Genomic DNA, 21685 nt, shown 5'->3' with positions numbered 1-21685 from the left:
CCAGCATCGGGAGTAGCGATCCGGCCCAGACATGGGATGGGATCGCAATGACCGGGGACCGGGCAGGGGACTATCGGATTTTGCACGAGGCGGACTTGCGAGACTATCTCGCAGGCCTGCCCGATATCGCCGCGCTCCTTGGCGGCGAGGCGTCCTCCTGGGCGATCACCGAGGTCGGCGACGGCAACCTCAACCTCGTCTTCATCGTCAAGGGCGCGCGCGGCGGCATCGCCGTGAAGCAGGCGCTGCCTTACGTCCGCCTCGTCGGCGAGAGCTGGCCCCTGCCGCTGTCGCGCGCCCATTACGAATATCTGGCGCTGTCGCGCCAGGCCCAGCTCGCGCCCGGCCTGGTGCCGGCCGTGCTGCATCACAACGAGGCCTTGGCGCTGACCGTGATGGAGCTGCTCGAGCCCCACATCATCATGCGCAAGGGCCTGGTCGCGGCAACGCGCTATCCACGTTTCGTCGACGATATCACGACCTTCATGGCGCGGACGCTGTTCTTCACCTCAGACCTCGCGCTATCGGCGGCCGAGAAGAAGGAGGCCATCGCGGCCTTTGCCGGCAACCACGCGCTCTGCAAGATCACCGAGGACCTGATCTTCACCGATCCCTACCGCATCGCCGAGCAGAACCGCTGGACCGCGCCCTATCTCGACGGCCTCGCCGCGAGCTTGCGCGAGGATCTGGAGCTGCATGTCGCGGTCTCCCGGCTGAAGCTGAAATTCATGGCGAGCCCGGAAGCGCTGATCCATGGCGACCTCCACACCGGCTCGATCATGGTCACGGACGGCCAGACCCGGGTGATCGACCCGGAATTCGCATTCTATGGTCCCATGGGCTTCGACGTCGGGGCCGTGCTGGCCAATCTCCTGATGGCCTATTTCGCCTCCGCCGGCCACGAGCGCGCGCCGGGCGAACGGGCGGCGTTCGAAGCCTGGGTGCTGGAAACGGTTGAGCAGGTCTGGACCGAGTTTGCCCGAAAGTTCCTCGATCTCTGGCGGGCGGGAGGCACCGGCGATGCCTATCCGGTCTCGCTTTTCGCCGACGAACAGGGTGCCGCGCGGTTGGAAGCCGAGCGACAAAGCTACATGCAACGCCTGTTCGCCGACACTGTCGGCTTCGCAGCCGCAAAAATCATCCGCCGCATCTTCGGCCTCGCCCACAACATCGATTTCGAACTGATCGAGGACCCGCGCACGCGGGCGGTCAGCGAAGCCCGTGCCGTGCGGCTGGCGAGGGCGATGATGGTGGAGACGGCGTCGTTCCGGACCATCGCGGATGTGACGAATGCCGCGCGAAAACTGCGGGACTGGATGCCGGAATTGTCGGGCTGAACCGGCCTCATGAGGAGCCCGCCCACGCTCCGTGATTGCCAGATGAGAGATCGTCCCCGGAACGTTAGTAAAGCCGCATCGGCAGCAGGACGCCGTCCGCGCCGGCCAGCAAACCCCAGGTCTCGTTGGCCGCGACTTCGAACTCCCGGCTCGCTGCCGCTCCGCCGTCCACCTTGAGGGTGACCTTGTACCTGCCGGGCGGCAGATCGAGCTTCTGGCTGTCCGGCAATTCGCCTGCGGCACCGTCGGAGTTCGCCAGTTCTTCGCCGGCGTGCGCCGCCAGATTGACGGCCTGGTCGGCGACGGTGATCACCGCCGCTTCATCCGTCTTGTTGCCGAGCATCAGCCTCACATGCCCGGGCTTCGGCAGGAGGCCGATGGTCGCCGGGGCGAATTTGCGCCTCGACAGCTCGGCAATTGTCTTGCCGTCCTGACGTGAGAGCCGGAGCAGGACCGGTCCCTCTCTCGTCAGAAATGTAATCACGGCCCGGTCCGGCTCTGCCACCGCACCGTCTTTCTCCGTCCCGCCACGCTTGCCGAGTGCGTCGCGATAGAAGCCGAGCACAGAGGCGAAATCGCGCGGTGTCTCGGCGTAGATCGACTGGATCTGCGGCGAATCTTTCGCCGTCGCGAGGGCCCAACCTTCGGGCAGCGGCAGGCCGGTATGCTCGGAGAGCTTGGCTTCGAAACGCGCTCCCGCACCGCGCGCCATCATCCCGACGGGAATGCTGAGCAGTCGTTCGACGAAATTGTCCAGAGTGTCATGGCTCCGGACCGCCCACCAGGTCTGGTCGACATTGTCGTTCGCGCCGGAGGTGCGACTCCAGCCGAACTGGATAGCGTCTGTCGCGCTCTCTCTACCGAGGCCGGCCGCGACCGGGCGCGCCAGCACGGCCGTCGCGGCGACCAGACCGGCCGCGAGCAGGGCAGCTAGCGTTCGGCGATTCATTTTTTCCAGATCCCTTGGGGCTCAGATAATGATCCTGAGCTTGGACGCGTTGATCAGGAAAAATGTTCATCGATCCTGGTCGTCGATGACGCACCGCGTCAATGCCCCGCCGAAAGACTGCCTCAGGAACCGGCATCATTTGCCGTCAAAACGAAGCTTGCTTTCGGCAGGCGACGAATGATCAAATCACTCATCGGAATACGCCTGCGTCGGGGGGACACATGATGTTCAAGACCATCGCGATCGTTGCCGGTTTGGGACTGGCGCTCGCCGCCACAGCCGAGGCGCAGACTCCGCGCAAGGGCGGAACCATCCGCATGACGGCGCCCTACGGCTCGAGCTTCACCAGCCTCGACATTCACACCACGCAGCGCGCCCAGGACGAGATCTACGCCAAGGCCCTGCACCGTTCGCTCTACATCTGGAATTCGGCGGAAGGAAAGCCGGTGCTGGAGCTCGCCAAGGAGGACGTGGTCTCGGGCGGAGGCCTCGTTCACACCTTCAAGCTGCGCGACGACGCCTATTTCCACAGCGGCCGCAAGATGACCGCCGACGACATCATCTGGTCCTACAACCGCATCATGGACGGCAGCAAAGCCTATCCCGGCGCGCGTTACGTCCGCGTGATCGAGGGCGCGGCAGCAGTGGAGAAGGGCCAGGCCAAGGAGATCTCCGGCCTGAAGAAGATCGACGACTTCACCATCGAGATGAAGCTGACCGAGAAGGTTGATCCCGGCTTCTACTTCTTCACCGCGCTGACCTCGATCTATCCCGCCGACGAGGCCGCCAAGGAAAGCTTCATCCAGAAGCCGATCGGTCTCGGTCCGTTCAAGTTCGTGGAGCACGTGCCGGGATCGCGCATCGTCCTGGAGCGCTGGGACCGGTTCTACAAGCCCGGCAAGCCCTATGCCGACAAGATCGTGGTGTCGGTGATGGGCGAGGCCGCGGCGCGCGACGTCGCCTTCCGCAACAAGGAGATCGACACCTCGGTGCTGGGACCTGCGCAGTACGTCGCCTACCAATCCGACGCCGACCTCAAGGGCACCATCGTCGAGGTCGCCGAGGTGTTCACGCGCTACATGGGCATGAATCCCGCGGTCAAGCCGTTCTCCGACAAGCGCGTGAGGCAGGCGATCAATTACGCCATCGATACCGATTTGATCATCAACAAGCTGGTCAAGGGCAAGGCCTACCGCGCCACCAGCTGGCTGCCGCTGACCTCGCCGGCCTACGACAAGGCGATGAAGCCTTACCCCTTCGATCCCGCCAAGGCCAAGCAATTGCTCACCGAGGCCGGCTACGCATCCGGCTTCGAGTTCGAATGGACCACCAGCCAGAATGAAAGCTGGGGTCTGCCGATCGTCTCGGCCGTCATTCCGATGCTGGACAAGGTCGGCATCAAGGCCAAGGTCAAGCAGGTCGAGACCGCGGTGCTGGCCGAGGTGGTTCGCACCGGCGACTATCAGGCCTTCATCTATTCCCAGGCGAGCGGCCCCGATCCTCAGGCCGCGCTCAAATGCTTCCATTCGGCGACGCCGCAGGCGGCCTGTAACTACACGACCTACAAAAATCCCGACTTCGACAAGATCCTCGATGAAGCCGGACAGGCCGACGATCCCACAAAGCGCATCCAGTTGCTGCAGAAGGCCAATGCGCTGCTCTACGAGGAGGCGCCGGTCTGGTTCTTCAACTACAACAAGGCGGTCATGGCGGTGCAGCCCTGGCTGAAGGGAATTCAGCTCAACGCGACCGAGCTGACCCACCAGAACGTCGAGGACCTCTGGGTCGACGAGACCTCGCCCGCGAAGTGACACGCGCGCTCCCTCCAGCGCGACGGGCGAGGGAGGGAGCCGGGAAAAGTTGAGATGCTCGCGTTCCTGATCCGCCGCGTCCTGCAGACCATTCCGACCGTGCTCGCCGTGGTGCTGCTGGTGTTCGTGCTGTTCAGCGTCGTTCCCGGCAGCATCGTCTCGAGCATGAGCGACGACAGCGATCCGCAAGTCGAGCTGCGCATGAAGAAGCAGCTCGGCCTCGATCAGCCCGTCTATATGCGTTTCGGCACCTATATCGCTGGGCTCGCGACCGGCGATTTCGGAACCTCGTTCCGGACCCGTGAGCCTGTCACGACCATGATCGCCAAGCGGGCATGGCCGACGCTGCAGCTGATCTTCGCATCCATGGCGTTTGCGATTCTGCTCGGCGTGCCGCTCGGCTTCGTCGCCGCCTTGCGGCCGGGCAGCCTCGTCGACACCGTCTCGATGATGCTGGCAGTGTCCGGCCTGTCATTGGCCAAGTTCTGGCTCGGGCTGCTCTTGATGTACCTGTTCGCGCTCAAGCTCGGCTGGCTGCCGAGTTTCGGCTACGGTGACGGCAGCCTCAAATACCTGATCCTGCCCGCCGTGACGCTTGGCGTCTCGCCGATGGCGCTGCTGGCGCGGACGACGCGCGCCGCGGTGCTCGAGATCATGACCGCGGATTTCGTCCGCACCGCGCGCTCGAAGGGCATGAGCGAGACCAGGGTCGTCAAGTGGCACGTGATGCGCAACGCGCTCGTCCTCATCCTCACGACCATGGGCCTGCAGTTCGGCGCACTGATGGGGCAGGCGGTCGTGGTCGAGAAACTGTTCTCCTGGCCGGGCATCGGCTCGCTGCTGGTCGACAGCGTGCTCCAGCGCGACATTCCCGCCGTCCAGGGCTCCATCCTCGTCGTGGTGATGTTCTTTCTCGCGATCAATCTGTTGATCGACATGCTCTACGGCGTGATCGATCCCAGGATCAGATACGCATGAAGCTGCGCGCCAATCTCGTCATCGGGGGAGCGTTGTTCGCGCTGGCGATCGTCGTCGGCCTGCTCGCACCATGGCTGGCACATACCGATCCCGTGATGGACGCCAACCTCATGAATGCGGAGGAGCCACCGAGCTGGACCTGGTGGTTCGGCACCGACGCGCAGGGCCGCGACATCTATTCCCGTGTCCTCTACGGCGCGCGCGTCTCGCTGACGGTCGGCATCGTCTCCCAGCTCATCAACAGCGTCATCGGCGTGGCGCTCGGCCTCAGTGCCGGCTATTTCGGCGGCTGGTGGGACGATGTCGTCAACGCCCTGACCAATCTCATGCTCGCGATCCCCTCGCTGATCTTCGCGCTCGCCATCATGGCGGTGCTCGGTCCCGGCCTGACCAGCCTCTTGATCGCGCTCGGGCTGACCAACTGGTCGTTCACCTGCCGGCTCGCACGGGCCTCGGCGCTGTCGCTGCGGAGCCAGGGCTATGTGCAGGCGGCCACCGTCCTCGGCTACGGTGATATCCGCATCATGATCACGCAGCTCCTTCCGAACATGCTGGGACCGATCGTCGTCATCGGCACGCTGGGCATGGGCAGCGCGGTCCTGTCCGAAGCCGCATTGTCGTTCCTGGGCCTCGGCGTCCGCCCGCCCTTTCCGAGCTGGGGCAGCATGCTGTCGGAAGCGCGCGAGCAGATCACGACGGCGCCGTGGCTTTCGATTTTCCCGGGCCTTGCCATCTTCCTCACCGTGCTCGGCCTCAATCTGCTCGGCGATGGCCTGCGCGACATCCTCGATCCGCAATCGCGGAGCCGGCGCACATGACCGGCGCGCCGCTGCTCGAGGTCGAGGATCTCCGCATCGATCTCGATGACGGATTAAGGCGCGTTGCTGCGGCCGAAGGCGTTTCATTCCGCATCGATGGCGGCGAGACGTTCGGCCTCGTCGGCGAGTCCGGTTGCGGCAAGAGCATCACGGCGCTCGCTTTGATCGGCCTGCTGCGGCCACCCTTGTCGATCGGCGGCGGCGTCATCCGGTTCCAGGGCCAGGAGATCCAGCACCTGTCCGCCGCGAGGCAACGGCAACTGCGCGGCAATCGCATCGCCATGATCTTCCAGGAGCCGATGACGGCGCTGAACCCGGTCTCGCCGGTGGGGCGGCAGATCGCCGAGATGTTCGTGCTGCACAAGGGCAAGAGCTGGCGGGAGGCCAACCAGCTGGCTGTCGAGGCGCTCGCGAGCGTCCGCGTGCCCGCGCCGGAGCGGCGCGTGAAGGACTATCCGCATCAGCTGTCCGGCGGGATGCGCCAGCGCGTGATGATCGCGATTGCGCTCGCCTGCGGTCCGGACCTGTTGATCGCCGACGAGCCGACCACCGCGCTCGACGTCACCGTGCAGGCGGAGATCATCGAGCTGATGCGCAATCTATGCGCCGAGCGCGGAACGGCGATCCTGATGATCAGTCACGATCTCGGCCTCGTCGCCAATGTCTGCCGCCGCGTCGCCGTCATGTATGCCGGCCGCATCGTCGAGGAGCGCGGCTCGGCCGATATCTTCCGTGCGCCCTCCCATCCCTATACGCAGGGCCTCGTCGACTCGCTGCCGCGGCTCGGCAGCCGTGCTGCGCTCGGCCGCAGCAGGCTAAAGGAGATCGCGGGCGTCGTGCCGGCGATTACGCGCTTCCCTGATGGCTGCAGGTTCAATCCGCGTTGCGCGCAGGCGACGGATATTTGCCGTACCACCGCGCCGCAGACGGATGGGCTGGAGGCGGGCGGTTTCGTCCGGTGTCACCACCATGCATGAACCACCGAAGAGAGCGGACGACGATGTGATCCTCAGCGTCGAGGATCTCGCCGTTCATTTTCCGCTCGGCGGCGGCCTGCTGGGCCGCGGCCGTCGGCTGCTCCGCGCCGTCGATGGCGTCGACCTCAAACTGAAACGCGGCGAATGCCTCGGCCTCGTCGGCGAGTCCGGCTCGGGCAAGTCGACGGTCGCGCTCTCGATCCTCGGCCTGCTCACGCCGACGCGCGGCCGCATCGTGTTGGATGGGCAGGTCGTCACGAACCGGCAATCGGGCGACCGGAAAGCACTCGCCCGCATCGTGCAGATCGTGTTCCAGGATCCCTACGCCTCGCTCAATCCGCGCCAGACCGTTCGCCGCACGTTAGAGGATCCCCTGCGCGTGCACGGCGTGACCGCGAAAAGCGAGATCGAGGACCGCGTCGCGACGATGCTGAGGCATGTCGGCCTGCGCCCCGAGCAGGCCGACCGCTATCCGCATGAATTCTCCGGCGGCCAGCGCCAGCGCATCGGCATCGCCCGGGCGCTGATCCTCAACCCGAAGATCGTCATCTGCGACGAGCCGGTCTCGGCGCTCGACGTGTCGATCCGGGCCCAGATCATCAACCTGCTGCTGGAGTTGAAGGACACGCTCGGCCTGTCCTACATCATGATCAGCCATGACCTCGGCGTCGTCGAGCACATGAGCGACCGCGTCGCCGTGATGTATCTCGGCCGTATCGTCGAGAACGGCGACTGGCGCGAGATCTTCGAGCGGCCCGCGCACCCCTACACGCAGGCCCTGATCGCGGCGATCCCCGATCCGCTGCGCCATGCCCCGCTGGCGACCACAGGCGGCGACTTGCCGAACCCGCTCAACCCGCCGAAAGGGTGTGCGTTCAGCCCGCGATGTCGGTATGCGGAAGCCGTGTGCCGGAACGAGCCGGGCCCATCACTCGTGATGCGGGCGGATGGGCATACCGTGCGGTGCTGGCGGAGTGAGGAGATAGTGGGGCGGACGGCATTAGTCTCGTCGGAGGGCTGATGCGCCCAAGGGGAAGGCGCGTCTATTCCACCAGGGCGTGTACTCACAGAAAGGCGAATATGTCAGCTTCGAAGGCATAGGAAAATCCTGTGATCAATCAGAGCATTATCGCACGTGATCGGGAGCGGACGTCTTGCGCATGAGCTGGCGACTATGCAGCCCCGTTTGTGCCGAACATGCTATAGCGCCGTCTGCGGTTAGCTGACCGGATGTTTTCGTGCCACAGTTCGTTGTCTTTTTGCGAGGAGCTGACGGAAACCAGTTGGCCCTTGGCCGAGATCGAGCTACCCGTAGCTCATGAGGACGAACAAGACTTTCCGGCTTGTTCTGATCAAGCCGTCACATTACGACGACGATGGCTACGTCATTCGATGGTGGCGCGGCGGCCTGCCTTCGAATTCGCTAGCCTGCCTTTACGGCATCGCGCTCGATTGTCGCGAACGCGGGGTTCTCGGGCCCGATTTCAACATCGAGATCGACGCCATCGATGAGACCAACTGGAAGGTGCGTGTCGCGGATCTGGCGCGCGCGATCAAGGCCGCGGAGGCCGGCATGGTGATGCTGGTCGGGGTCCAGTCCAACCAGTTTCCCCGATCGCTCGATCTGGCGAGGCAGTTTCGCAAGCTCGGAATCCATGTTGCGATCGGCGGCTTCCATGTATCCGGCACCCTCTCGATGTTGCCGAAGCGTGATCCCGGCGTTCAGGAGATGATGGATCTCGGTGTGTCGGTCTTCGCAGGCGAAGCCGAGGGACGGCTCGAGGAGTTGTTGCAGGATGCGGTCGCCGGGCGACTGCAGCCTCTCTACAACTACATCGATGATCTGCCACACCTGGAAAGCCAGCCTTTGCCGATCATTCCCCGCCAGCAGATCGGACGGGTCATCGGCCACACCACAAGCTTCGACGCGGGGCGCGGCTGCCCGTTCCAGTGCTCGTTCTGCACCATTATCAACGTGCAGGGCCGCAAGTCGCGACGCCGCAGCGCCGACGACATCGAGGCCGTGATCCGCGCCAACGTCGCTCAGGGCGTCTTCGCCTTCTTTCTCACCGACGACAATTTTGCGCGCAACAAGGATTGGGAAATTTTGCTCGACCGCATCATCGCGCTGCGCGAGAAGGAGGGCTGGGACCTCCGTTTCACGATCCAGGTCGACACGCTCTGCCACAAGCTGCCCAACTTCATCGAGAAATGCGCCAAGGCCGGCGTCCGGCGATGCTTCATTGGCCTTGAAAATATCAACCCGGACAGTCTGCTCGGCGCCAAGAAGCGGCAGAACAAGATCACCGACTATCGCGAGATGATGATGGCCTGGAAGAAGGCCAGGATCATGACCGTCGGCGGCTACATTATTGGCTTTCCCAACGACACACCGGAATCGATCGTCCGTGACATCGAGATCATCAAGCATGAGCTGCCGATCGACATGCTGGAGTTCTTCTTCCTGACGCCGCTGCCGGGCTCGGAAGACCACAAGACGCTCTACCTGAAGGGCGTCGCGATGGATGCGGACCTCAACAAATACGACCTGGACCACGTCACGACGGACCACCCGGCCATGTCCAAGGCGGACTGGGAGCGCGCCGTCGAGCTCGCCTGGAACACGTATTACAGCTGGGAGCACATCGAGACGCTGATGCGGCGTGCCGCGGCGATGGGCAATAATGTCGGCAAGATCGGCACCTACGCGCTCTATTTCAAAGGCTATCATCCCATTGAGCGCGTCCATCCGCTCGAAGGGGGTGTGCTGCGGCTGAAGAGCCGCGACGAGCGCCGTCCGCATCTGCCGGTCGAGCCTGCCTGGTCGTTTTATCCTCGCTATGCCGCCGACACCGCCGTGAAGGCCGTACAATGGGCTTCGCTCGCTCTGCGCCTCCACCGGCTGGCGCGCAAGGTCAAGTCGGATCCGCACCGGCTCGCTTATGTCGATGCGGCGATCACACTGCAGGCCGACGAGACCGCGAGTCTGGACTTGTACAAGACGCGGTCCAGCCAGGCGTTTCTCGATCAGCGGCGGCATATCGAAGAGGCACAGAAACCTAAGTCAGCCGAGGGATCGTTGCCAACCCGGGTTAGTTGATTTCTCACTCGCCGCAAACCATCGCATCAGATTGACCGACGTCCAGCTGCGCCGAACAGCCTCAAACCATCACTTCGGCTTTTGGTAACACCGACGTCTGGTGAGGCCGGCTTCTGCGCGGCTATCAGGATCTGCGCTCGGCGCGGGTTTAGGGGCGCGCGGAAATCTTGCGATCAATCAGTTCATTATCGCACGTGATCCAGAGCCGAAGTTTATTGATGCCTCCGTAGCGACCGCGAGAGCCCCGAGCGACTTCCTTACTTCCCCTCTAGGACGCTCCGAAGGGCCTTGAGGAGATAATCGGGCCTCCACGATTTTCCGACATTGACGGCGTCGCGCAATACTGGAGCGCCTTGGAGATCGGCGGCAACGTAGCCGCTGGCAAGAATGAACGGTACGGACATCGCCTGAAGCGCTTGCGCGACGGGGGTGACCCATTCTCCAGCGAGATTGACGTCGAGGATGGCCGCGTCGGGCCGGTCAGCCTTCAACAGCTTCAAAGCGCCATCAATGTCTGGGACGGGACCGATCACGCGGTATCCTGCAACCCTCAACTGGGTGTCGAGCTCCAATGCGATGAGGTACTCATCTTCGACAACCAGGATTCGGGGAGCGTCGTGCACAATGTGTCCCCGGGGGTTCAAGACTCCGCAGGCGCGGTGATGTGAACCTTTAAACCGGTTGGCTCATACTTCAGTTCCACCGCGCCGCGTAAGCCCTGCACGGCGCTGAGATCGATCAGTCTGGAGCCGAAGCCGGAGCGAGTTGGCGGAGTGACGGGTGGGCCGTTTTCCTCCCGCCAGTCGATGTGCAGGAAGGATTTGCCCTGCTCTTGCGACGTGCGCCAGCTCAGGTGGACGAGCCCTCCAGAGTTGGAGAACGCTCCATACTTCCAGGCGTTGGTGACGAGTTCATGCAGAATGAGGCTCATCGGCACGACTTGCCGTGGGCTGAGGCGAACTGCTGGCCCGGCGATCAGCCGGTATCGCTCTGGGCCAGCGGCCTTCAACGACTGCTCCACCAAGACACCCAGATCGGCTTCAGCGCTGCCGGCCAGTGCGAGGGTCTCGGCTTCGGCCACAGCTTGGAGCCGCCCCATGAAGGCATCGCGGTACTCCTTGGCTGACCGGCCTTCCACATCGGTCTGATTGGCAAGAGAGCGAATGATCGCCAGGAGGTTCTTCATCCGATGGCGCGTTTCCGCGAGAAGAATATCCTTTTGCGCCTCGCTGTGGCGCGTGTCGGTCACGTCCTCGAACAGGATCAAGATGCTGGTGCTGTTATTATCGGGGTGAACGAGGCGACGCGCACTGACCAGCATTATGCGCGGACCGATCGTCGGGAAGTCGGCTTTTACCTCGTATCCGACGACGGCGGTAGAACGGGGGATGATCTCGCCAACAAGGCGCCTGAGTTCGGGTATGTCCCACTGACCGTCGCCAAGGTCGAACAGGCTGCGCCCGACTGTGTCATCCCGAGCCACCCTGAAGGTTTCGTAGAACCCGCGATTGGCCGTAAGAACACAACCGCTCTGGTCAAGCACCAGCAACGGCTCCTCCAGGGTATCAACGATCCCTTGCGCCTGGACATGCTCGCTGCGCAGAAGCCGGTACAAGTCTTCGAGGTTCATTTCGGCGCTCACCCGAGGAGGTTTCGATTAGGCTAATATGGCGTGCGGTCGTTCACAACGGAATTGGGTTTGTCTGCTGGTGACAGATGCTAATCCAAGGCTCCCACCGAGTTCCCGCCGTTTCAAACTTCACCGGGGTTGAAAATTCAGATGGTCGTGTCGGGTCGAGTGTCATGGTTCAGACTGGAGAAGAAGTTCGGTTTCGTTGAATTGGACGATGGAACCGGTGATGCCTTTCTCCATTTCTCGGTCCTGAAAGCCGCCGGCTATGTGACCGTTCCGGCAGGAAGCAAAGTCCGTGCTCGCGTCGAAAATCAGGGAGACCGGCGGCGAGTTGTTGAAGTGCTTTCGATCGACACCAGCACCGCGCTCGCGAGCGAGCCCGCACCGGTTAGAAGCAAAAAAGCCGATTAAGGGCTCTTACTCCATGGCAGCTCCTAGCCCGTTGAGTCATTTCGCTGCGATGCGGAAGCTAGTGGCGCCCAGTTTGAAAATCGCAGCGGCCTAAGTTGCTTAGGAACCAAGATAACATAGGTTACTTGACCGCTCTGACACAGGGCGGATCAAAATGACGCGGTACTACTTCGATCTGATCGACAAGGATGGTCGAGCGGTTGACGAGGAAGGCCTGGAGTTTTCCACGCTTGAGCAGGTAGAGCGGGAGGCCGCCCGCGCAATGGCTGATGCGACCGCCGACAGTTTTGAACGCCCTGTCAAGCCGAGCAGGTCTTCAATCGAGGTCCGCGACGACTCCGGACCTGTGATGCGGCTTTGGTTCGCAGTCGAGGTAGAACGGCTTAGGACGCAATAAGGCCGCCCATGTTCATGAGCCCTGAAGAGTACCTTGCTGAAGCCGAGCGTTACCGGCAAGCCAAAGAGCAGGCTATCGACCCATTGAGGCGAACGCACCTTGAGGACATGGAACGGAGCTTCAGGATATTAGCGGAGAGCGAGGCGGCGCTGCGCCGCTCCGGCAAGATTGTAGGCGCACTAGATCAACGCGAGCGCCCTGAAGGGTAGGAAACTACGACGCTGCATCGGGATTTGCGGAGCATGCCGAGGTACTTCTTTCACGTCCACAACGTCGCGCCCAGCAAAGATGACATAGGCGAGGACCTCCCTAACGACGAAGTCGCATGGCGCGAGGCCACAAAGTACGCGGGCGCACTGTTGAACGACGTTGATGGTAAGTTCCGGCCCGGCCAGGAATGGAGCCTGGAGGTGGCGAATGAAGCGGGGAAGCCCATCTACTTCATTGCCATCACATCAAAGAAAATGAAGTAGGGCCGCCTCAAACTGGCGTCCTCTTTCATTTCAGCCCATGTTGACTTCCGCTGCTGGCCCAACTCTGACCTCTGCTGAGGCCGGCTTCTGCGGCGGCTATCAGCAGCGCAGCGGACTGCGTCCGCGCTCGGCGCTGGTTTAGGGGCGCGCGGAAATCTTGCGATCGATCAGAGCATTACCGTCCGTGACCCGAAGGTGAACTGCTGCTCTGCTTCTTGAAGGGTGGCGCAATCGCTCTGTCCTTACGTAGAGCGGATCAGATTTGCTCAACCTGAGTTCTTCGCGTTTTGACCAAAAGCAGACATTGGGCCGCAGAGTTTGTGGTTTCCATTCCCACTCGGTGGCGTGTAGTCTTCACCGTGGTCAAGCCGCACGCAGACATTTCTATGGCCGTGACCTCGTAGCGAGAGCAATTTTGAAGCGGCGCGAGTTCCTTGCATCTGTTCTCGGTGGTGCGGCGGCTTCGCATTTTGCGCCGCTATCGGCGCGTGCGCAACAAGCAAGGCTGCCGATCATGGGCGTCCTCGTGTTGGGTACGCCACCGCCCGAGTCGTTTATAAACGGACTTATCGATAAACTTGGGGCACTTGGTTACACCAACGGTCGTAACATACGGATTGAAATTCGTGCGGCCGAAGGAAACTCTGATCTTCTCGCTGCTAAAGCGGCGGAATTGGTGCAACTCAATGTTGATCTCGTTGTGGCATTCCAGACATTGCCTGCCACAATTGCCAAGCAGACAACCGCTCGGATTCCAATCGTCATGGCACTGGTCGGCGATCCAGTGGGTACTGGGCTCGTCGATAGCCTTGCTCGGCCAGGCCGCAACGTCACAGGGACTTCGGCAAGTGCCGCAGAGGTCGCTGGCAAGACCGTGGAATTGATCCGCGAGGTGATTCCACGAGCTCGCCGCTTCACTGTGCTCGCCAACGAGGCTGATCCTTTTACACGGCCATTCCTTGCAGAAAACGTTCGCGCCGCTCAACGCGTCGGCATGGAGGTCGACGCGGTTACAACCCTCCCAGGGAAAGCGTTAGAGACGACGCTAAGCGGCATAGTCGGCAAGCAAATAGATGCCGTCGTTCTGTAGGGAAGCCTGATCAGCAAAGAATCGGTCGACCTTGCAGTGAAAAACAAGCTGCCGGTTTTTTCGGCGTCGCGGCTGGGGCCCGAGCTAGGATGCCTCGTCTCATACACGGCTGATTTGAGCTCGCTGTACCGCGATACGGCAGTCTACGTCGGTAAAATTCTCAAGGGCAGCCGCCCAAGCGACTTGCCGGTGAGTCTTCCTACTAAATTTGAACTGGTCGTCAACCTCGAGGTCGCAAAGATAATCGGGCTTGAAGTTCCAGCGACGCTAGTCGCGCCGAGGTCCACTTAGCTAGGACGGCGCTCGACTTCGGCTTGTGGCCCAACTCTGAGCTCTGGTGAGGCCGGCTTCTGTGCGGCTATCAGTAGCACAGCGGACCTCATCCGCGTTCCAGCTGCGGCGCGGGTTTATGACGGCGCGCCATAGACGGTCATCGCGATTCTTCTCTGCACAGGTAGGGGGTCCGTTGAGTTGAACGGCAGTCCTCGGCTTCCGCACGCAACCTTGGGGCCCCGTCAACTCCCGACGCCGCCGACCAGGCGCGGGCGGCGGTCTGTGAGCGGTTTCGCCGCGGGCAGGGCGCGCAGCCACACGCGAAAACTGACCACCTCCGGACAATCTGCCGTGCCTTCAGGCGCAACCAGCCAATCACCCGGGCCCGATCCCTCATCGATCCGTTCGCAGCGATAGCCGGGATGGTGGCTCACGCCGCGGGCGATCAAGAGGTCCACCTTTCCCTCGACCAGCTCGTGCAGGCCGGCGGGCTGCAGCACGCTCAAGCCGATCTCCGCATGTGCGCTGCGAAACGCCGCAAGTTCGAGGCGGCGCAGGTCGTAACTGCCGTGGACCCCCACTTGCAGCAGCACCGTGCCTGCCGGCTTCAGCTGCGAGGTCGCCTCGGCAATGTGGCGGAAGCCTTCGGATATCCCGGGCAGATAGGCCTGGCCGGCCTCGGTGAGGATGAGCTGCTTATGTAGCCGCTCGAACAGCTGCACGCCGAGCCGCGCCTCCAGAGCTTTCACCTGCTGCCCCACGGCCGCGGGCGTCACGTGCAGCTCGTGCGCGGCCAGCTTGAAGCTGAGATGGCGCGCGGCGGCCTCGAAGGCGCGGAGCGCGTTGAGTGGGGGCAGGGCGTAGGTCATCGCAGCTGCACTTTGACACCGATAGGCCGCGGCCTTGCAATAGATTTTCTTGCGCTGAACCGCAGCAAAGATGCTTTGCGCAGCTTTGAGGCCGCCGGCTACGGTTGGCGAGCAAATCAGGAGAAACGCCATGTCGCCAGCTCACGTCGTCAGCCACAATCCCGCAACGGTTCATCCGCCCGCCGGCGGCTACTGCATGGGACTTGAGCTGAAGCAGCATAACCGCCTGCTGTTCATCAGCGGCCAGGTGCCTCAAAAGTCCGACGGCACCGTGCCTGAAGGCTTCGAGGCGCAATGCGAACAGGCCTGGCGCAATGTCAGGGAGGTGCTCGGCGCGGCAGGTCTCGGAGTCGAGCACCTGGTCAAGGTCACCACGTTCCTGACGGACCGCAGTCAAGTCGTCGCCAACCGCGCCATTCGCCGCGCGGTGCTCGGGGAGCATCAGCCGGCGCTGACCGTCGTGGTGGTCGAGACCGTCGACAGCAAATGGTTGCTGGAGATCGAGGCGATCGCCGCGGAATGAGGCAGCGTCGTCGCTGTTGCAATGAGTCAATCATATCAGGTGTCCAATGGCTGAGATTCATCCGTTCTACCAGACGCATCGCCGCGCGATGGAGGCCGCCATGCGCGAGCGAATAGACCTTGCCGAACCGATGCTCCGCGAGCGCGCGCATCTCTCCGACATCGACGCAATCAGGCAGCAGGTGATGGACGAATTTCAGATCGTCCTCACCCAGATGCCCTATGTCGGCGGCGCGGCAAGCCGCATGAGCGATTTCTTCATGCGTCTGACCGGATTCATGGCGATCAGCCGGGTGCTGCGGCGCCACGGCGTGCCGGTGCCCGTGATCGGCGAGATCGAGCGGGAAACCTACAAGGCGCAGCTGCTGACGATCCCCGAAGCCGAGCGTCTCGCCGCGGGGCGCCAGTTCATGTCGCCGGAGAACCAGGCCTTGATGCGCGAGCAGGCGGGAAGGAGCGTTACAAAAGATCACCAAGCGGAGTTTCCGGAAGATTTCGTCTACGATTTCGTCGAGCCGGGTCCGCACGACAGCTTCGAATTCGGCATCGACTACAAGGCCTGCGGCTTCTGCAAGCTCGCGGCGCGCCGCGGCGACACCGAGATCCTGCCGACCATCTGCGGCCTCGACTTCGTCGCCTACGCCACGCGAGGCATCCGCCTGGAGCGGACCCAGACGCTGGCAGGCGGCGCCAGCCACTGCAATTTCCGCTTCTCGCGGCTACCGTCGAATGTGAAGGCTGAGAGTTAGCCCCGCGTTGTCATTGCGAGCGGAGCGAAGCAATCCAGACTGCCGCCGCGGAAAGACTCTGGATTGCTTCGCTGCGCTCGCAATGACGGGGGGCACAGGCCTTTCGAAGCCGGCTGCCGATGATGACATCATACCCCTGTTTTGCCCGACGGAGCAAATTGGCTTCGCAAAATCCGCAATTTCACGACACCCGCCGGCAAGTCATTGATTCCGCTGGCCCCGGCTACTGTGCATGGGGTTGTTTTCGCACTTTTGTTTTGTCGGCGGTCTACTCCGCCGCTTTCTCCCTCAAGCGCTGCGCATAGACGTTGATGACCAGCGCCGCCAGGAGGATCAGGCCGCGGATCAGGATCTTCAGGAAGCTGTCGATGTTGACGTGGTCGAGGCCGTTGTTGAGTACGCCGAGCACGAACAGCCCGACGATGGTGTTGCCGATGCCGCCGCGGCCGCCGAACAGGCTGGTGCCGCCGACCACGACGGCGGCGATGGAGTCGAGCAGGTAGGTGTCGAACTCGTTCTGCTGCGCGCTGCCGAAATGGGCGACGCCGAGCATGCCGCCTAGCCCTGCGCACACCGCCGAGATCACCATCACCGCACCGAGGATCAGCTTGACGTTGAGGCCCGAATATTCGGCCGCCTCGCGATTGCCTCCGACCATGTAGACGTAGCGACCGAAGCGGGTGTAGGTCAGCACGAGATGGCCGCCGAGCAGCATGATAGCGGCGACGATGACGATCCAGGGGATGCCGCCGATCGAGCCCGAGCCGAGCGTCGTGATCAGGCTCGGCACCTTGTAGGCGATCTGGCCGCGCACCAGCAGCGCGGAGATGCCGGCGGCGATCTGCATCATCGCCAGCGTCATGATGAAGGAGGGGATGCCGATCACGGTCAGCCCCAGCGCGTTGACGAGACCGAGCAGGGCGCAGAGCAGGAGCGACAGGATGATCGCGACTGCGCCTGGCAGGGGGATGTTGGCGATATTGACGTAGGATTCCTGCAGCGTGAAGTAGGCGACCGCAATGCCCGTGACATTGGCAATGCTCGCGACCGACAGGTCGATCTCCGCGCAGAGGATCACGAAGGTGAGGCCGACAGCGATGATGCCCGTCACCGAGACCTGGGTCAGGATGTTGCCGAGATTGTCGAGCGTTGCGAAGGAAGGGCTGGCGAAGGCGAAGAAGGCGGTGAGGAAGATCAGCGTCAGGAACGGGGCGATGTTGCGCATCTGCGAGCGCAGGAAGGGCGCAAGGCCCCGCGCCCGTTGTCCTGTCGCCAAAGCCGTCTCGCTGCTCATGTGCTTCTCCGTCACGCCGCTTCCAGCAGGCGGTCCTTGCTGACCGGCTCGTTCTTGAATTCACGCACCAAGGCGCCGCGCTTGAGCACGAGGATGCGGTCGGCCAGCGACAGCACCGTTTCCGGCTCGGTCGACAGCACGATGATCGCGAGCCCCTTCGTTCTGAGGTCGCGCACGATGTTGATGACGTCGTTCTTGGCGCCGACATCCATGCCGCGGGTCGGCTCGCACAGCACCAGCAGCTTGGGCGGATAGGTCAGCCATTTCGCCAGCGCGACCTTCTGCTGGTTGCCGCCCGAGAGCATGCCGAGATCGAGACCGACCACTGGCGGCCTGATCTGCAGCTGCTCGACCTGGCGCTTGGCGATGTCGCGCTCCTGCGCCGGCTTGAGCAGCAGCGAGGAGATGCGGTCGAGAATGCTGATCGAGATGTTCTTGTAGACCGGCTCCTGGTGGAACAGCATGTCGCGCCGGCTCTCCGGCACCAGCGCCACGCCGGCGCGGCGCGCCGCCGCCGTGCTGGCGAACGTTTTCGTCACGCCTTCGACTGCAAGCGTGCCGCCGTCCGGCTTCAGCTTGCCGAACAGGATGCGCGACAGCTCCTGCTGGCCGCAGCCCATGAAGCCGTAGATGCCGAGCACCTCACCGGCCCGCGCCTCGAACGAGACGTCCTGGAGGCTGCGGGACAGCGACAGCTGGTCGACGCTGAGAATGACCTTGCTGTCGCTCGGCTGGGGCAGCATCAGATCGTCGGTGTAGCTATGCTCGAGCGCCTCGCCGCCGCGGCCGATCATGGCCTCGATCAGCGCGCCTTTGCTGGTCGCGGCGCTCGCCGTCTCCGCAACCTTGCGGCCGTTGCGGAACACGGTCACCGTGTCGGACACCAGCAGGATGTCCTCGATGAAATGCGAGATGAAGACGATCGCAGTGCCTTGCTCGCGCAGCCGCCGGAGCGTTGTGAACAGGCGCTCGACCTCGGGCGGGGAGAGGGCGGAGGTCGGCTCGTCCAGGATGACGATGCGCGCGCCGGAGAACAGCACGCGCGCGATCTCGATCAACTGCTGCAGCCCGATCGGAAGGTCGCCGAGCCGTGCCATCGGATCGACGTCGATGCCGAAGCGGGCGAGCTGCTCGCCCGCCTCGCGCGCCATCCGCCGCCATTGCACGAGGCCGAAGGCGTTGGTCGGCTGGTTGCCGAGGAAGACGTTCTCCGCGACCGTCAGGTCGGGCGCGACGCTGAGCTCCTGGTGCACCATGGCGATGCCGGCGGCGTGCGCATCGCGCGCCGAGCGAAAATGCATCTCCTGGCCGTCGACCAGGAAGCGGCCGGAGAACTCGGTGTGCACGCCGGCGATGATCTTCATCAGCGTGCTCTTGCCGGCGCCGTTCTCGCCGACGAGACCATGGATCTCGCCGGGATAGAGCGCGAAGTCGACACCACGAAGCGCTTCGACGCCGCCGAAGCTCTTCGTGATGCCCTGCAGTTCCAGGATGGGCTGTTGTCCCACGCTCATGAAGGATCTGGAGGCTCAGATCAGGAAGTGATCCTGCATCCACTGCATCCCGGCCGCATTCGCCTTGGTCACGACCGGACCGTCGGTGACGACGTTCTTCGGGATGCCCTGTCCGCTCTTCTCGCCGCCGACCACGGCGGAGACGCCCGCGACGATCGCGCCGCCATGGATGCGGCAGGACGGATTGCGGACGGTCGCGAACATGCGGCCTTCGCTGACCGCCTGGATCGCCGGCGGCATGGCGTCGACCCCGCCGATCAGGATGTTGGTGCGATTGCGCGCCTTCATGATGTTGGCGGCGGCCAGCGCCATGTCGTCATTGTGGAAGAAGGCCGCATCGATCTGCGGGTATTTGGTCAGATAGGTCTCCCAGAGACGGGCGGTCTTCGAGACGTCCCAATCGGCCGGCTGGGTGTCCAGCACTTCGATGCCCGGGAATTGCTTGACGACCGAGTTGAAGCCCTTGGCGCGGCCCTGCGCACCGGTGTGGCCGAGCGCGCCCTGCGTCATGATGATCTTGCCCTTGCCGCCCATGGCGTTGCACAGCGCCTGTGTCACCGAAGCGCCCATGAACTCGTTGTCGGGAGCGAGGAAGGAATGGACGTTGATCTGATCGAGCGGCGCGATCAGCGTGTCCATGTCGATCACAGGCGTGCCGGCATCGATCATCTTCTGCACCGGCTGGGTGAGGGTGCCGATGCCGAAGGCCTGGATCGCGACGAAGTCCCATTTCTGCGAGGCCATGTTGTCGATCGCCGCGCGCTGCTTCACCGCATCGAGCTGCCCGTCGAACCAGGTCACCTCGACATTGAACAGCTTGCCCCAGAATTCCGCCGCCTGCTTGCCTTGCGCGCACCAGGTGGCCTGGAGGCCGGCGTTGGAGAACGCCGCCTTCAACGGCTTCTCGCTGCGTCCGACTGCGGCCAGTGCGGGGTTTATGCCCATGCTGCCGAGGATGGCAGCTCCGGCGCCGGCGGTCGCAGCCGCCTGAAGAAGATCGCGCCTGGTCGTCGAGAAATCTTTCGTCCCGGACATCGCTCGCTCCCATATATTTTGTCGTCGGCGCGTCATTGGTAGCGCTACCGATCTCCGAAAGTCTCTCACAAGAGTTGTTCGCACTCAATCTGCATTCAGCCGCAGCGTCGTCGCAGCCCGTGCGTTGGTGCAGCGCAAAGCGTCAGGTGGCCGCGGCGGCGAATGCGTCGATCTCGGCGAGCAATGTATCCCAGGACTGCGCGATCTCGGGCGTCCATTCATCGCCGAGCAGATCGCGGAGCGCATCCCTGATGACGGCGAAGAACGCGATGAACAGCTCGCGCGGCGTGCCATAGGCGTCGTGCGAGGCGACCTCGCACGCGATTAGCCGGAAATGCCCGCGGCGCTCGCCGGCGAAGTCGAGAATCGCCTCGATCGTCAGCGCCAGCATCGACCCCTTCACGAGGTCACCGCCGTCCGTGCGGAACATCGCCTGCGTTTCCGGATGGAGATCGAACAGACGTCGATAGACGAACGGCGTGAGGTCGGCGCAGCGCGAGGCCGCACGTTCGAAGCTGTCGTGGATGGGATGAAAGGCCGCGTTCATCGACGGTTCAGCGCCGCGGGCAAAAAAAGAGCGGGGCCCTGGCCCCGCTCAAAAATTGTGTCGACCCTATTATCCCCGATCTTAAGATTTGATCTTGATTGACGGGGCGACGCTGCGTTTTGCGCGCCAGGGGCTCCTCCCGAGACTTGGACCACCAGGCCTCGACCTCGCGGTCAGCGCCTGAGCAAGAGGGATGCTAGATCAACTTTTCTCACTTGTCATCATTTTCGGCAACGAATGTTCAAAATAGGAGCAGCTGACGAAACGTTCGGGCTTCTGCCTACCTAAACATATGACAGATATAAGAAATTTGTGGATGGCCGGGCAGGTTTCCCTGCCTTAGATACCGGCCGGGCTCGGGCGTAGGGCGGTCCGGCCACAGCTTTCGAGCAGTTTGCGCAGGGCCCAACAGGCGGTGGAACTGGCCTCGACTCGGCTGCGCCCGAGTGATTAGTTAGCGCACGAACGAATGGTCCGGCGGATGCGCGCACGCCTGCAAAAATTTCTGCCTCTGGTCCTGCTCGCCTTGGTGATGCAGGTGCTGGCGCCGATCGCCGCCTGTCTCGCGGCCGGCCAGGCTGCGGCCGATCCGTTCTCTGCAGGCGTCATCTGCCACAGCGCAAGTGAGCAGGGCGGCCCGGTCGACGAGACCGGGACACCGGCCGCAAAAGCTGGCGCATGTGCGCTTTGTTGCCTCGCGCACGCTGACGCTTCGCTTGACGCGCCGCCCCATGCGGCGTTCTCAACTCCCGTCCGCCCCATCGCCCGCATCGTCTGGCACGTGGCGAACGCGCCCGTCCTCGCCGCCATCGACGGTTCGAGCGCTTGGGCGCGCGCTCCCCCTCGCATTTCCTGATCCGCGAAACCTTCAGCTCCGCGCCGGCTTCGGCCGTGCCGGGATCGCTATG

The 21685-nt window shown here is 63.1% G+C and carries 22 protein-coding genes and 1 pseudogene; 15 read left to right on the top strand and 8 right to left on the bottom strand.

Annotation, left to right across the window (positions count from 1 at the left end; translation table 11 throughout):
* The first annotated feature begins 47 nt into the window (after positions 1–47).
* On the top strand, positions 48–1337 hold the full coding sequence (gene mtnK / locus I6F09_RS19375; RefSeq protein WP_225188803.1) for an S-methyl-5-thioribose kinase: 1290 nt from the start codon (positions 48–50) through the stop codon (positions 1335–1337).
* A 64-nt stretch (positions 1338–1401) separates the two neighbouring features.
* Here mtnK and I6F09_RS19370 read toward each other — a convergent pair whose 3' ends face one another.
* A complete protein-coding gene (locus I6F09_RS19370) occupies positions 1402–2286 on the bottom strand; it encodes a hypothetical protein (RefSeq protein ID WP_225188802.1) in 885 nt (294 codons plus the stop codon).
* Between the two features lie 224 nt (positions 2287–2510).
* Here I6F09_RS19370 and I6F09_RS19365 point away from each other — a divergent pair, with 224 nt between their 5' ends.
* From I6F09_RS19365 to I6F09_RS19340, 6 genes are all read left to right on the top strand, one after another.
* Positions 2511–4097, top strand: a complete 1587-nt coding sequence (locus I6F09_RS19365; RefSeq protein WP_057029468.1) for an ABC transporter substrate-binding protein — start codon at positions 2511–2513, stop codon at positions 4095–4097.
* Positions 4098–4151: 54 nt separating this feature from the next.
* Positions 4152–5075 carry an ABC transporter permease gene (locus tag I6F09_RS19360; protein WP_128265629.1) on the top strand — a complete coding sequence of 308 codons (924 nt, stop codon included), beginning with the start codon at positions 4152–4154 and terminating at the stop codon, positions 5073–5075.
* Positions 5072–5893 carry an ABC transporter permease gene (locus tag I6F09_RS19355; RefSeq protein ID WP_128265630.1) on the top strand — a complete coding sequence of 274 codons (822 nt, stop codon included), beginning with the start codon at positions 5072–5074 and terminating at the stop codon, positions 5891–5893. The genes I6F09_RS19360 and I6F09_RS19355 overlap by 4 nt, the downstream gene beginning before the upstream one ends.
* Positions 5890–6870, top strand: a complete 981-nt coding sequence (locus tag I6F09_RS19350; protein WP_225188801.1) for an ABC transporter ATP-binding protein — start codon at positions 5890–5892, stop codon at positions 6868–6870. The genes I6F09_RS19355 and I6F09_RS19350 overlap by 4 nt, the downstream gene beginning before the upstream one ends.
* Positions 6863–7891: an oligopeptide/dipeptide ABC transporter ATP-binding protein gene (locus I6F09_RS19345; protein WP_225188800.1), complete on the top strand. Its 1029-nt coding sequence runs from the start codon at positions 6863–6865 to the stop codon at positions 7889–7891. The genes I6F09_RS19350 and I6F09_RS19345 overlap by 8 nt, the downstream gene beginning before the upstream one ends.
* A gap of 297 nt (positions 7892–8188) precedes the next feature.
* Positions 8189–9970: a radical SAM protein gene (locus I6F09_RS19340; RefSeq protein ID WP_225188799.1), complete on the top strand. Its 1782-nt coding sequence runs from the start codon at positions 8189–8191 to the stop codon at positions 9968–9970.
* Between the two features lie 257 nt (positions 9971–10227).
* On the opposite strand, the gene I6F09_RS19335 is transcribed toward I6F09_RS19340, so the two are convergent.
* Positions 10228–10593: a response regulator gene (locus I6F09_RS19335; RefSeq protein ID WP_225188798.1), complete on the bottom strand. Its 366-nt coding sequence runs from the start codon at positions 10591–10593 to the stop codon at positions 10228–10230.
* 17 nt (positions 10594–10610) lie between these two features.
* Positions 10611–11600 carry an HWE histidine kinase domain-containing protein gene (locus I6F09_RS19330; RefSeq protein ID WP_225188797.1) on the bottom strand — a complete coding sequence of 330 codons (990 nt, stop codon included), beginning with the start codon at positions 11598–11600 and terminating at the stop codon, positions 10611–10613.
* A gap of 150 nt (positions 11601–11750) precedes the next feature.
* On the opposite strand from I6F09_RS19330, the gene I6F09_RS19325 reads away from it, so the two are divergent.
* The 5 genes and pseudogenes from I6F09_RS19325 to I6F09_RS19305 all read left to right on the top strand — a co-directional run bounded on the left by I6F09_RS19325 (position 11751) and on the right by I6F09_RS19305 (position 14265).
* Positions 11751–12014 carry a cold shock domain-containing protein gene (locus I6F09_RS19325; RefSeq protein ID WP_225188796.1) on the top strand — a complete coding sequence of 88 codons (264 nt, stop codon included), beginning with the start codon at positions 11751–11753 and terminating at the stop codon, positions 12012–12014.
* A 154-nt stretch (positions 12015–12168) separates the two neighbouring features.
* The gene (locus I6F09_RS19320) at positions 12169–12411 is read left to right on the top strand and encodes a hypothetical protein (RefSeq protein WP_225188795.1); all 243 of its coding nucleotides are present in this window, start codon (positions 12169–12171) and stop codon (positions 12409–12411) included.
* Between the two features lie 8 nt (positions 12412–12419).
* A complete protein-coding gene (locus I6F09_RS19315) occupies positions 12420–12620 on the top strand; it encodes a hypothetical protein (RefSeq protein ID WP_225188794.1) in 201 nt (66 codons plus the stop codon).
* Between the two features lie 33 nt (positions 12621–12653).
* Complete coding sequence (locus tag I6F09_RS19310; protein WP_225188793.1) at positions 12654–12884, top strand: hypothetical protein; 231 nt, start codon at positions 12654–12656, stop codon at positions 12882–12884.
* A gap of 514 nt (positions 12885–13398) precedes the next feature.
* Positions 13399–14265 (top strand): annotated as a pseudogene (locus tag I6F09_RS19305) (ABC transporter substrate-binding protein).
* Between the two features lie 224 nt (positions 14266–14489).
* Here I6F09_RS19305 and I6F09_RS19300 read toward each other — a convergent pair.
* Entirely contained in the window at positions 14490–15116 is a 627-nt protein-coding gene (locus tag I6F09_RS19300; RefSeq protein WP_225188792.1) for a LysR family transcriptional regulator, read from the bottom strand.
* A gap of 130 nt (positions 15117–15246) precedes the next feature.
* Here I6F09_RS19300 and I6F09_RS19295 point away from each other — a divergent pair, with 130 nt between their 5' ends.
* Complete coding sequence (locus tag I6F09_RS19295) at positions 15247–15639, top strand: RidA family protein (protein ID WP_225188791.1); 393 nt, start codon at positions 15247–15249, stop codon at positions 15637–15639.
* 46 nt (positions 15640–15685) lie between these two features.
* The gene (locus I6F09_RS19290; protein ID WP_225188790.1) at positions 15686–16387 is read left to right on the top strand and encodes an L-2-amino-thiazoline-4-carboxylic acid hydrolase; all 702 of its coding nucleotides are present in this window, start codon (positions 15686–15688) and stop codon (positions 16385–16387) included.
* A gap of 268 nt (positions 16388–16655) precedes the next feature.
* On the opposite strand, the gene I6F09_RS19285 is transcribed toward I6F09_RS19290, so the two are convergent.
* The 4 genes from I6F09_RS19285 to I6F09_RS19270 form a co-directional block, all read right to left on the bottom strand.
* Entirely contained in the window at positions 16656–17681 is a 1026-nt protein-coding gene (locus I6F09_RS19285; protein ID WP_225188789.1) for an ABC transporter permease, read from the bottom strand.
* An 11-nt stretch (positions 17682–17692) separates the two neighbouring features.
* Positions 17693–19195, bottom strand: coding sequence for a sugar ABC transporter ATP-binding protein (locus I6F09_RS19280; protein WP_225188788.1), 1503 nt, complete (start codon positions 19193–19195; stop codon positions 17693–17695).
* A 15-nt stretch (positions 19196–19210) separates the two neighbouring features.
* Complete coding sequence (locus I6F09_RS19275) at positions 19211–20230, bottom strand: sugar ABC transporter substrate-binding protein (protein ID WP_225133764.1); 1020 nt, start codon at positions 20228–20230, stop codon at positions 19211–19213.
* A 142-nt stretch (positions 20231–20372) separates the two neighbouring features.
* Entirely contained in the window at positions 20373–20777 is a 405-nt protein-coding gene (locus I6F09_RS19270; RefSeq protein ID WP_225170919.1) for a globin, read from the bottom strand.
* A 481-nt stretch (positions 20778–21258) separates the two neighbouring features.
* Here I6F09_RS19270 and I6F09_RS19265 point away from each other — a divergent pair, with 481 nt between their 5' ends.
* Positions 21259–21633, top strand: coding sequence for a DUF2946 family protein (locus tag I6F09_RS19265; protein WP_193374985.1), 375 nt, complete (start codon positions 21259–21261; stop codon positions 21631–21633).
* The last annotated feature ends 52 nt before the right edge of the window (positions 21634–21685 follow it).

It is taken from the genome of Bradyrhizobium sp. IC3195, assembly GCF_020193585.1.
Lineage (GTDB): Bacteria > Pseudomonadota > Alphaproteobacteria > Rhizobiales > Xanthobacteraceae > Bradyrhizobium > Bradyrhizobium yuanmingense.
The sequence above is the reverse complement of the archived record's forward strand: the minus strand, read 5'-3'. Positions and strand labels throughout refer to the sequence as shown.

What these genes read in the sequence shown, in the direction of transcription:
- I6F09_RS19270 (WP_225170919.1), bottom strand. Translation starts at nt 20,777, where the DNA reads ATGAACGCGGCCTTTCATCCCATCCACGACAGCTTCGAACGTGCGGCC.
- I6F09_RS19365 (WP_057029468.1), top strand. Translation starts at nt 2,511, where the DNA reads ATGTTCAAGACCATCGCGATCGTTGCCGGTTTGGGACTGGCGCTCGCC.
- I6F09_RS19280 (WP_225188788.1), bottom strand. Translation starts at nt 19,195, where the DNA reads ATGAGCGTGGGACAACAGCCCATCCTGGAACTGCAGGGCATCACGAAG.
- I6F09_RS19290 (WP_225188790.1), top strand. Translation starts at nt 15,686, where the DNA reads ATGGCTGAGATTCATCCGTTCTACCAGACGCATCGCCGCGCGATGGAG.
- I6F09_RS19345 (WP_225188800.1), top strand. Translation starts at nt 6,863, where the DNA reads ATGCATGAACCACCGAAGAGAGCGGACGACGATGTGATCCTCAGCGTC.
- I6F09_RS19370 (WP_225188802.1), bottom strand. Translation starts at nt 2,286, where the DNA reads ATGAATCGCCGAACGCTAGCTGCCCTGCTCGCGGCCGGTCTGGTCGCC.
- I6F09_RS19295 (WP_225188791.1), top strand. Translation starts at nt 15,247, where the DNA reads ATGTCGCCAGCTCACGTCGTCAGCCACAATCCCGCAACGGTTCATCCG.
- I6F09_RS19355 (WP_128265630.1), top strand. Translation starts at nt 5,072, where the DNA reads ATGAAGCTGCGCGCCAATCTCGTCATCGGGGGAGCGTTGTTCGCGCTG.
- I6F09_RS19340 (WP_225188799.1), top strand. Translation starts at nt 8,189, where the DNA reads ATGAGGACGAACAAGACTTTCCGGCTTGTTCTGATCAAGCCGTCACAT.
- I6F09_RS19350 (WP_225188801.1), top strand. Translation starts at nt 5,890, where the DNA reads ATGACCGGCGCGCCGCTGCTCGAGGTCGAGGATCTCCGCATCGATCTC.
- I6F09_RS19310 (WP_225188793.1), top strand. Translation starts at nt 12,654, where the DNA reads ATGCCGAGGTACTTCTTTCACGTCCACAACGTCGCGCCCAGCAAAGAT.
- I6F09_RS19360 (WP_128265629.1), top strand. Translation starts at nt 4,152, where the DNA reads ATGCTCGCGTTCCTGATCCGCCGCGTCCTGCAGACCATTCCGACCGTG.
- I6F09_RS19285 (WP_225188789.1), bottom strand. Translation starts at nt 17,681, where the DNA reads ATGAGCAGCGAGACGGCTTTGGCGACAGGACAACGGGCGCGGGGCCTT.
- I6F09_RS19275 (WP_225133764.1), bottom strand. Translation starts at nt 20,230, where the DNA reads ATGTCCGGGACGAAAGATTTCTCGACGACCAGGCGCGATCTTCTTCAG.
- I6F09_RS19300 (WP_225188792.1), bottom strand. Translation starts at nt 15,116, where the DNA reads ATGACCTACGCCCTGCCCCCACTCAACGCGCTCCGCGCCTTCGAGGCC.
- I6F09_RS19315 (WP_225188794.1), top strand. Translation starts at nt 12,420, where the DNA reads ATGTTCATGAGCCCTGAAGAGTACCTTGCTGAAGCCGAGCGTTACCGG.
- I6F09_RS19330 (WP_225188797.1), bottom strand. Translation starts at nt 11,600, where the DNA reads ATGAACCTCGAAGACTTGTACCGGCTTCTGCGCAGCGAGCATGTCCAG.
- mtnK (WP_225188803.1), top strand. Translation starts at nt 48, where the DNA reads ATGACCGGGGACCGGGCAGGGGACTATCGGATTTTGCACGAGGCGGAC.
- I6F09_RS19320 (WP_225188795.1), top strand. Translation starts at nt 12,169, where the DNA reads ATGACGCGGTACTACTTCGATCTGATCGACAAGGATGGTCGAGCGGTT.
- I6F09_RS19265 (WP_193374985.1), top strand. Translation starts at nt 21,259, where the DNA reads ATGCGCGCACGCCTGCAAAAATTTCTGCCTCTGGTCCTGCTCGCCTTG.
- I6F09_RS19325 (WP_225188796.1), top strand. Translation starts at nt 11,751, where the DNA reads ATGGTCGTGTCGGGTCGAGTGTCATGGTTCAGACTGGAGAAGAAGTTC.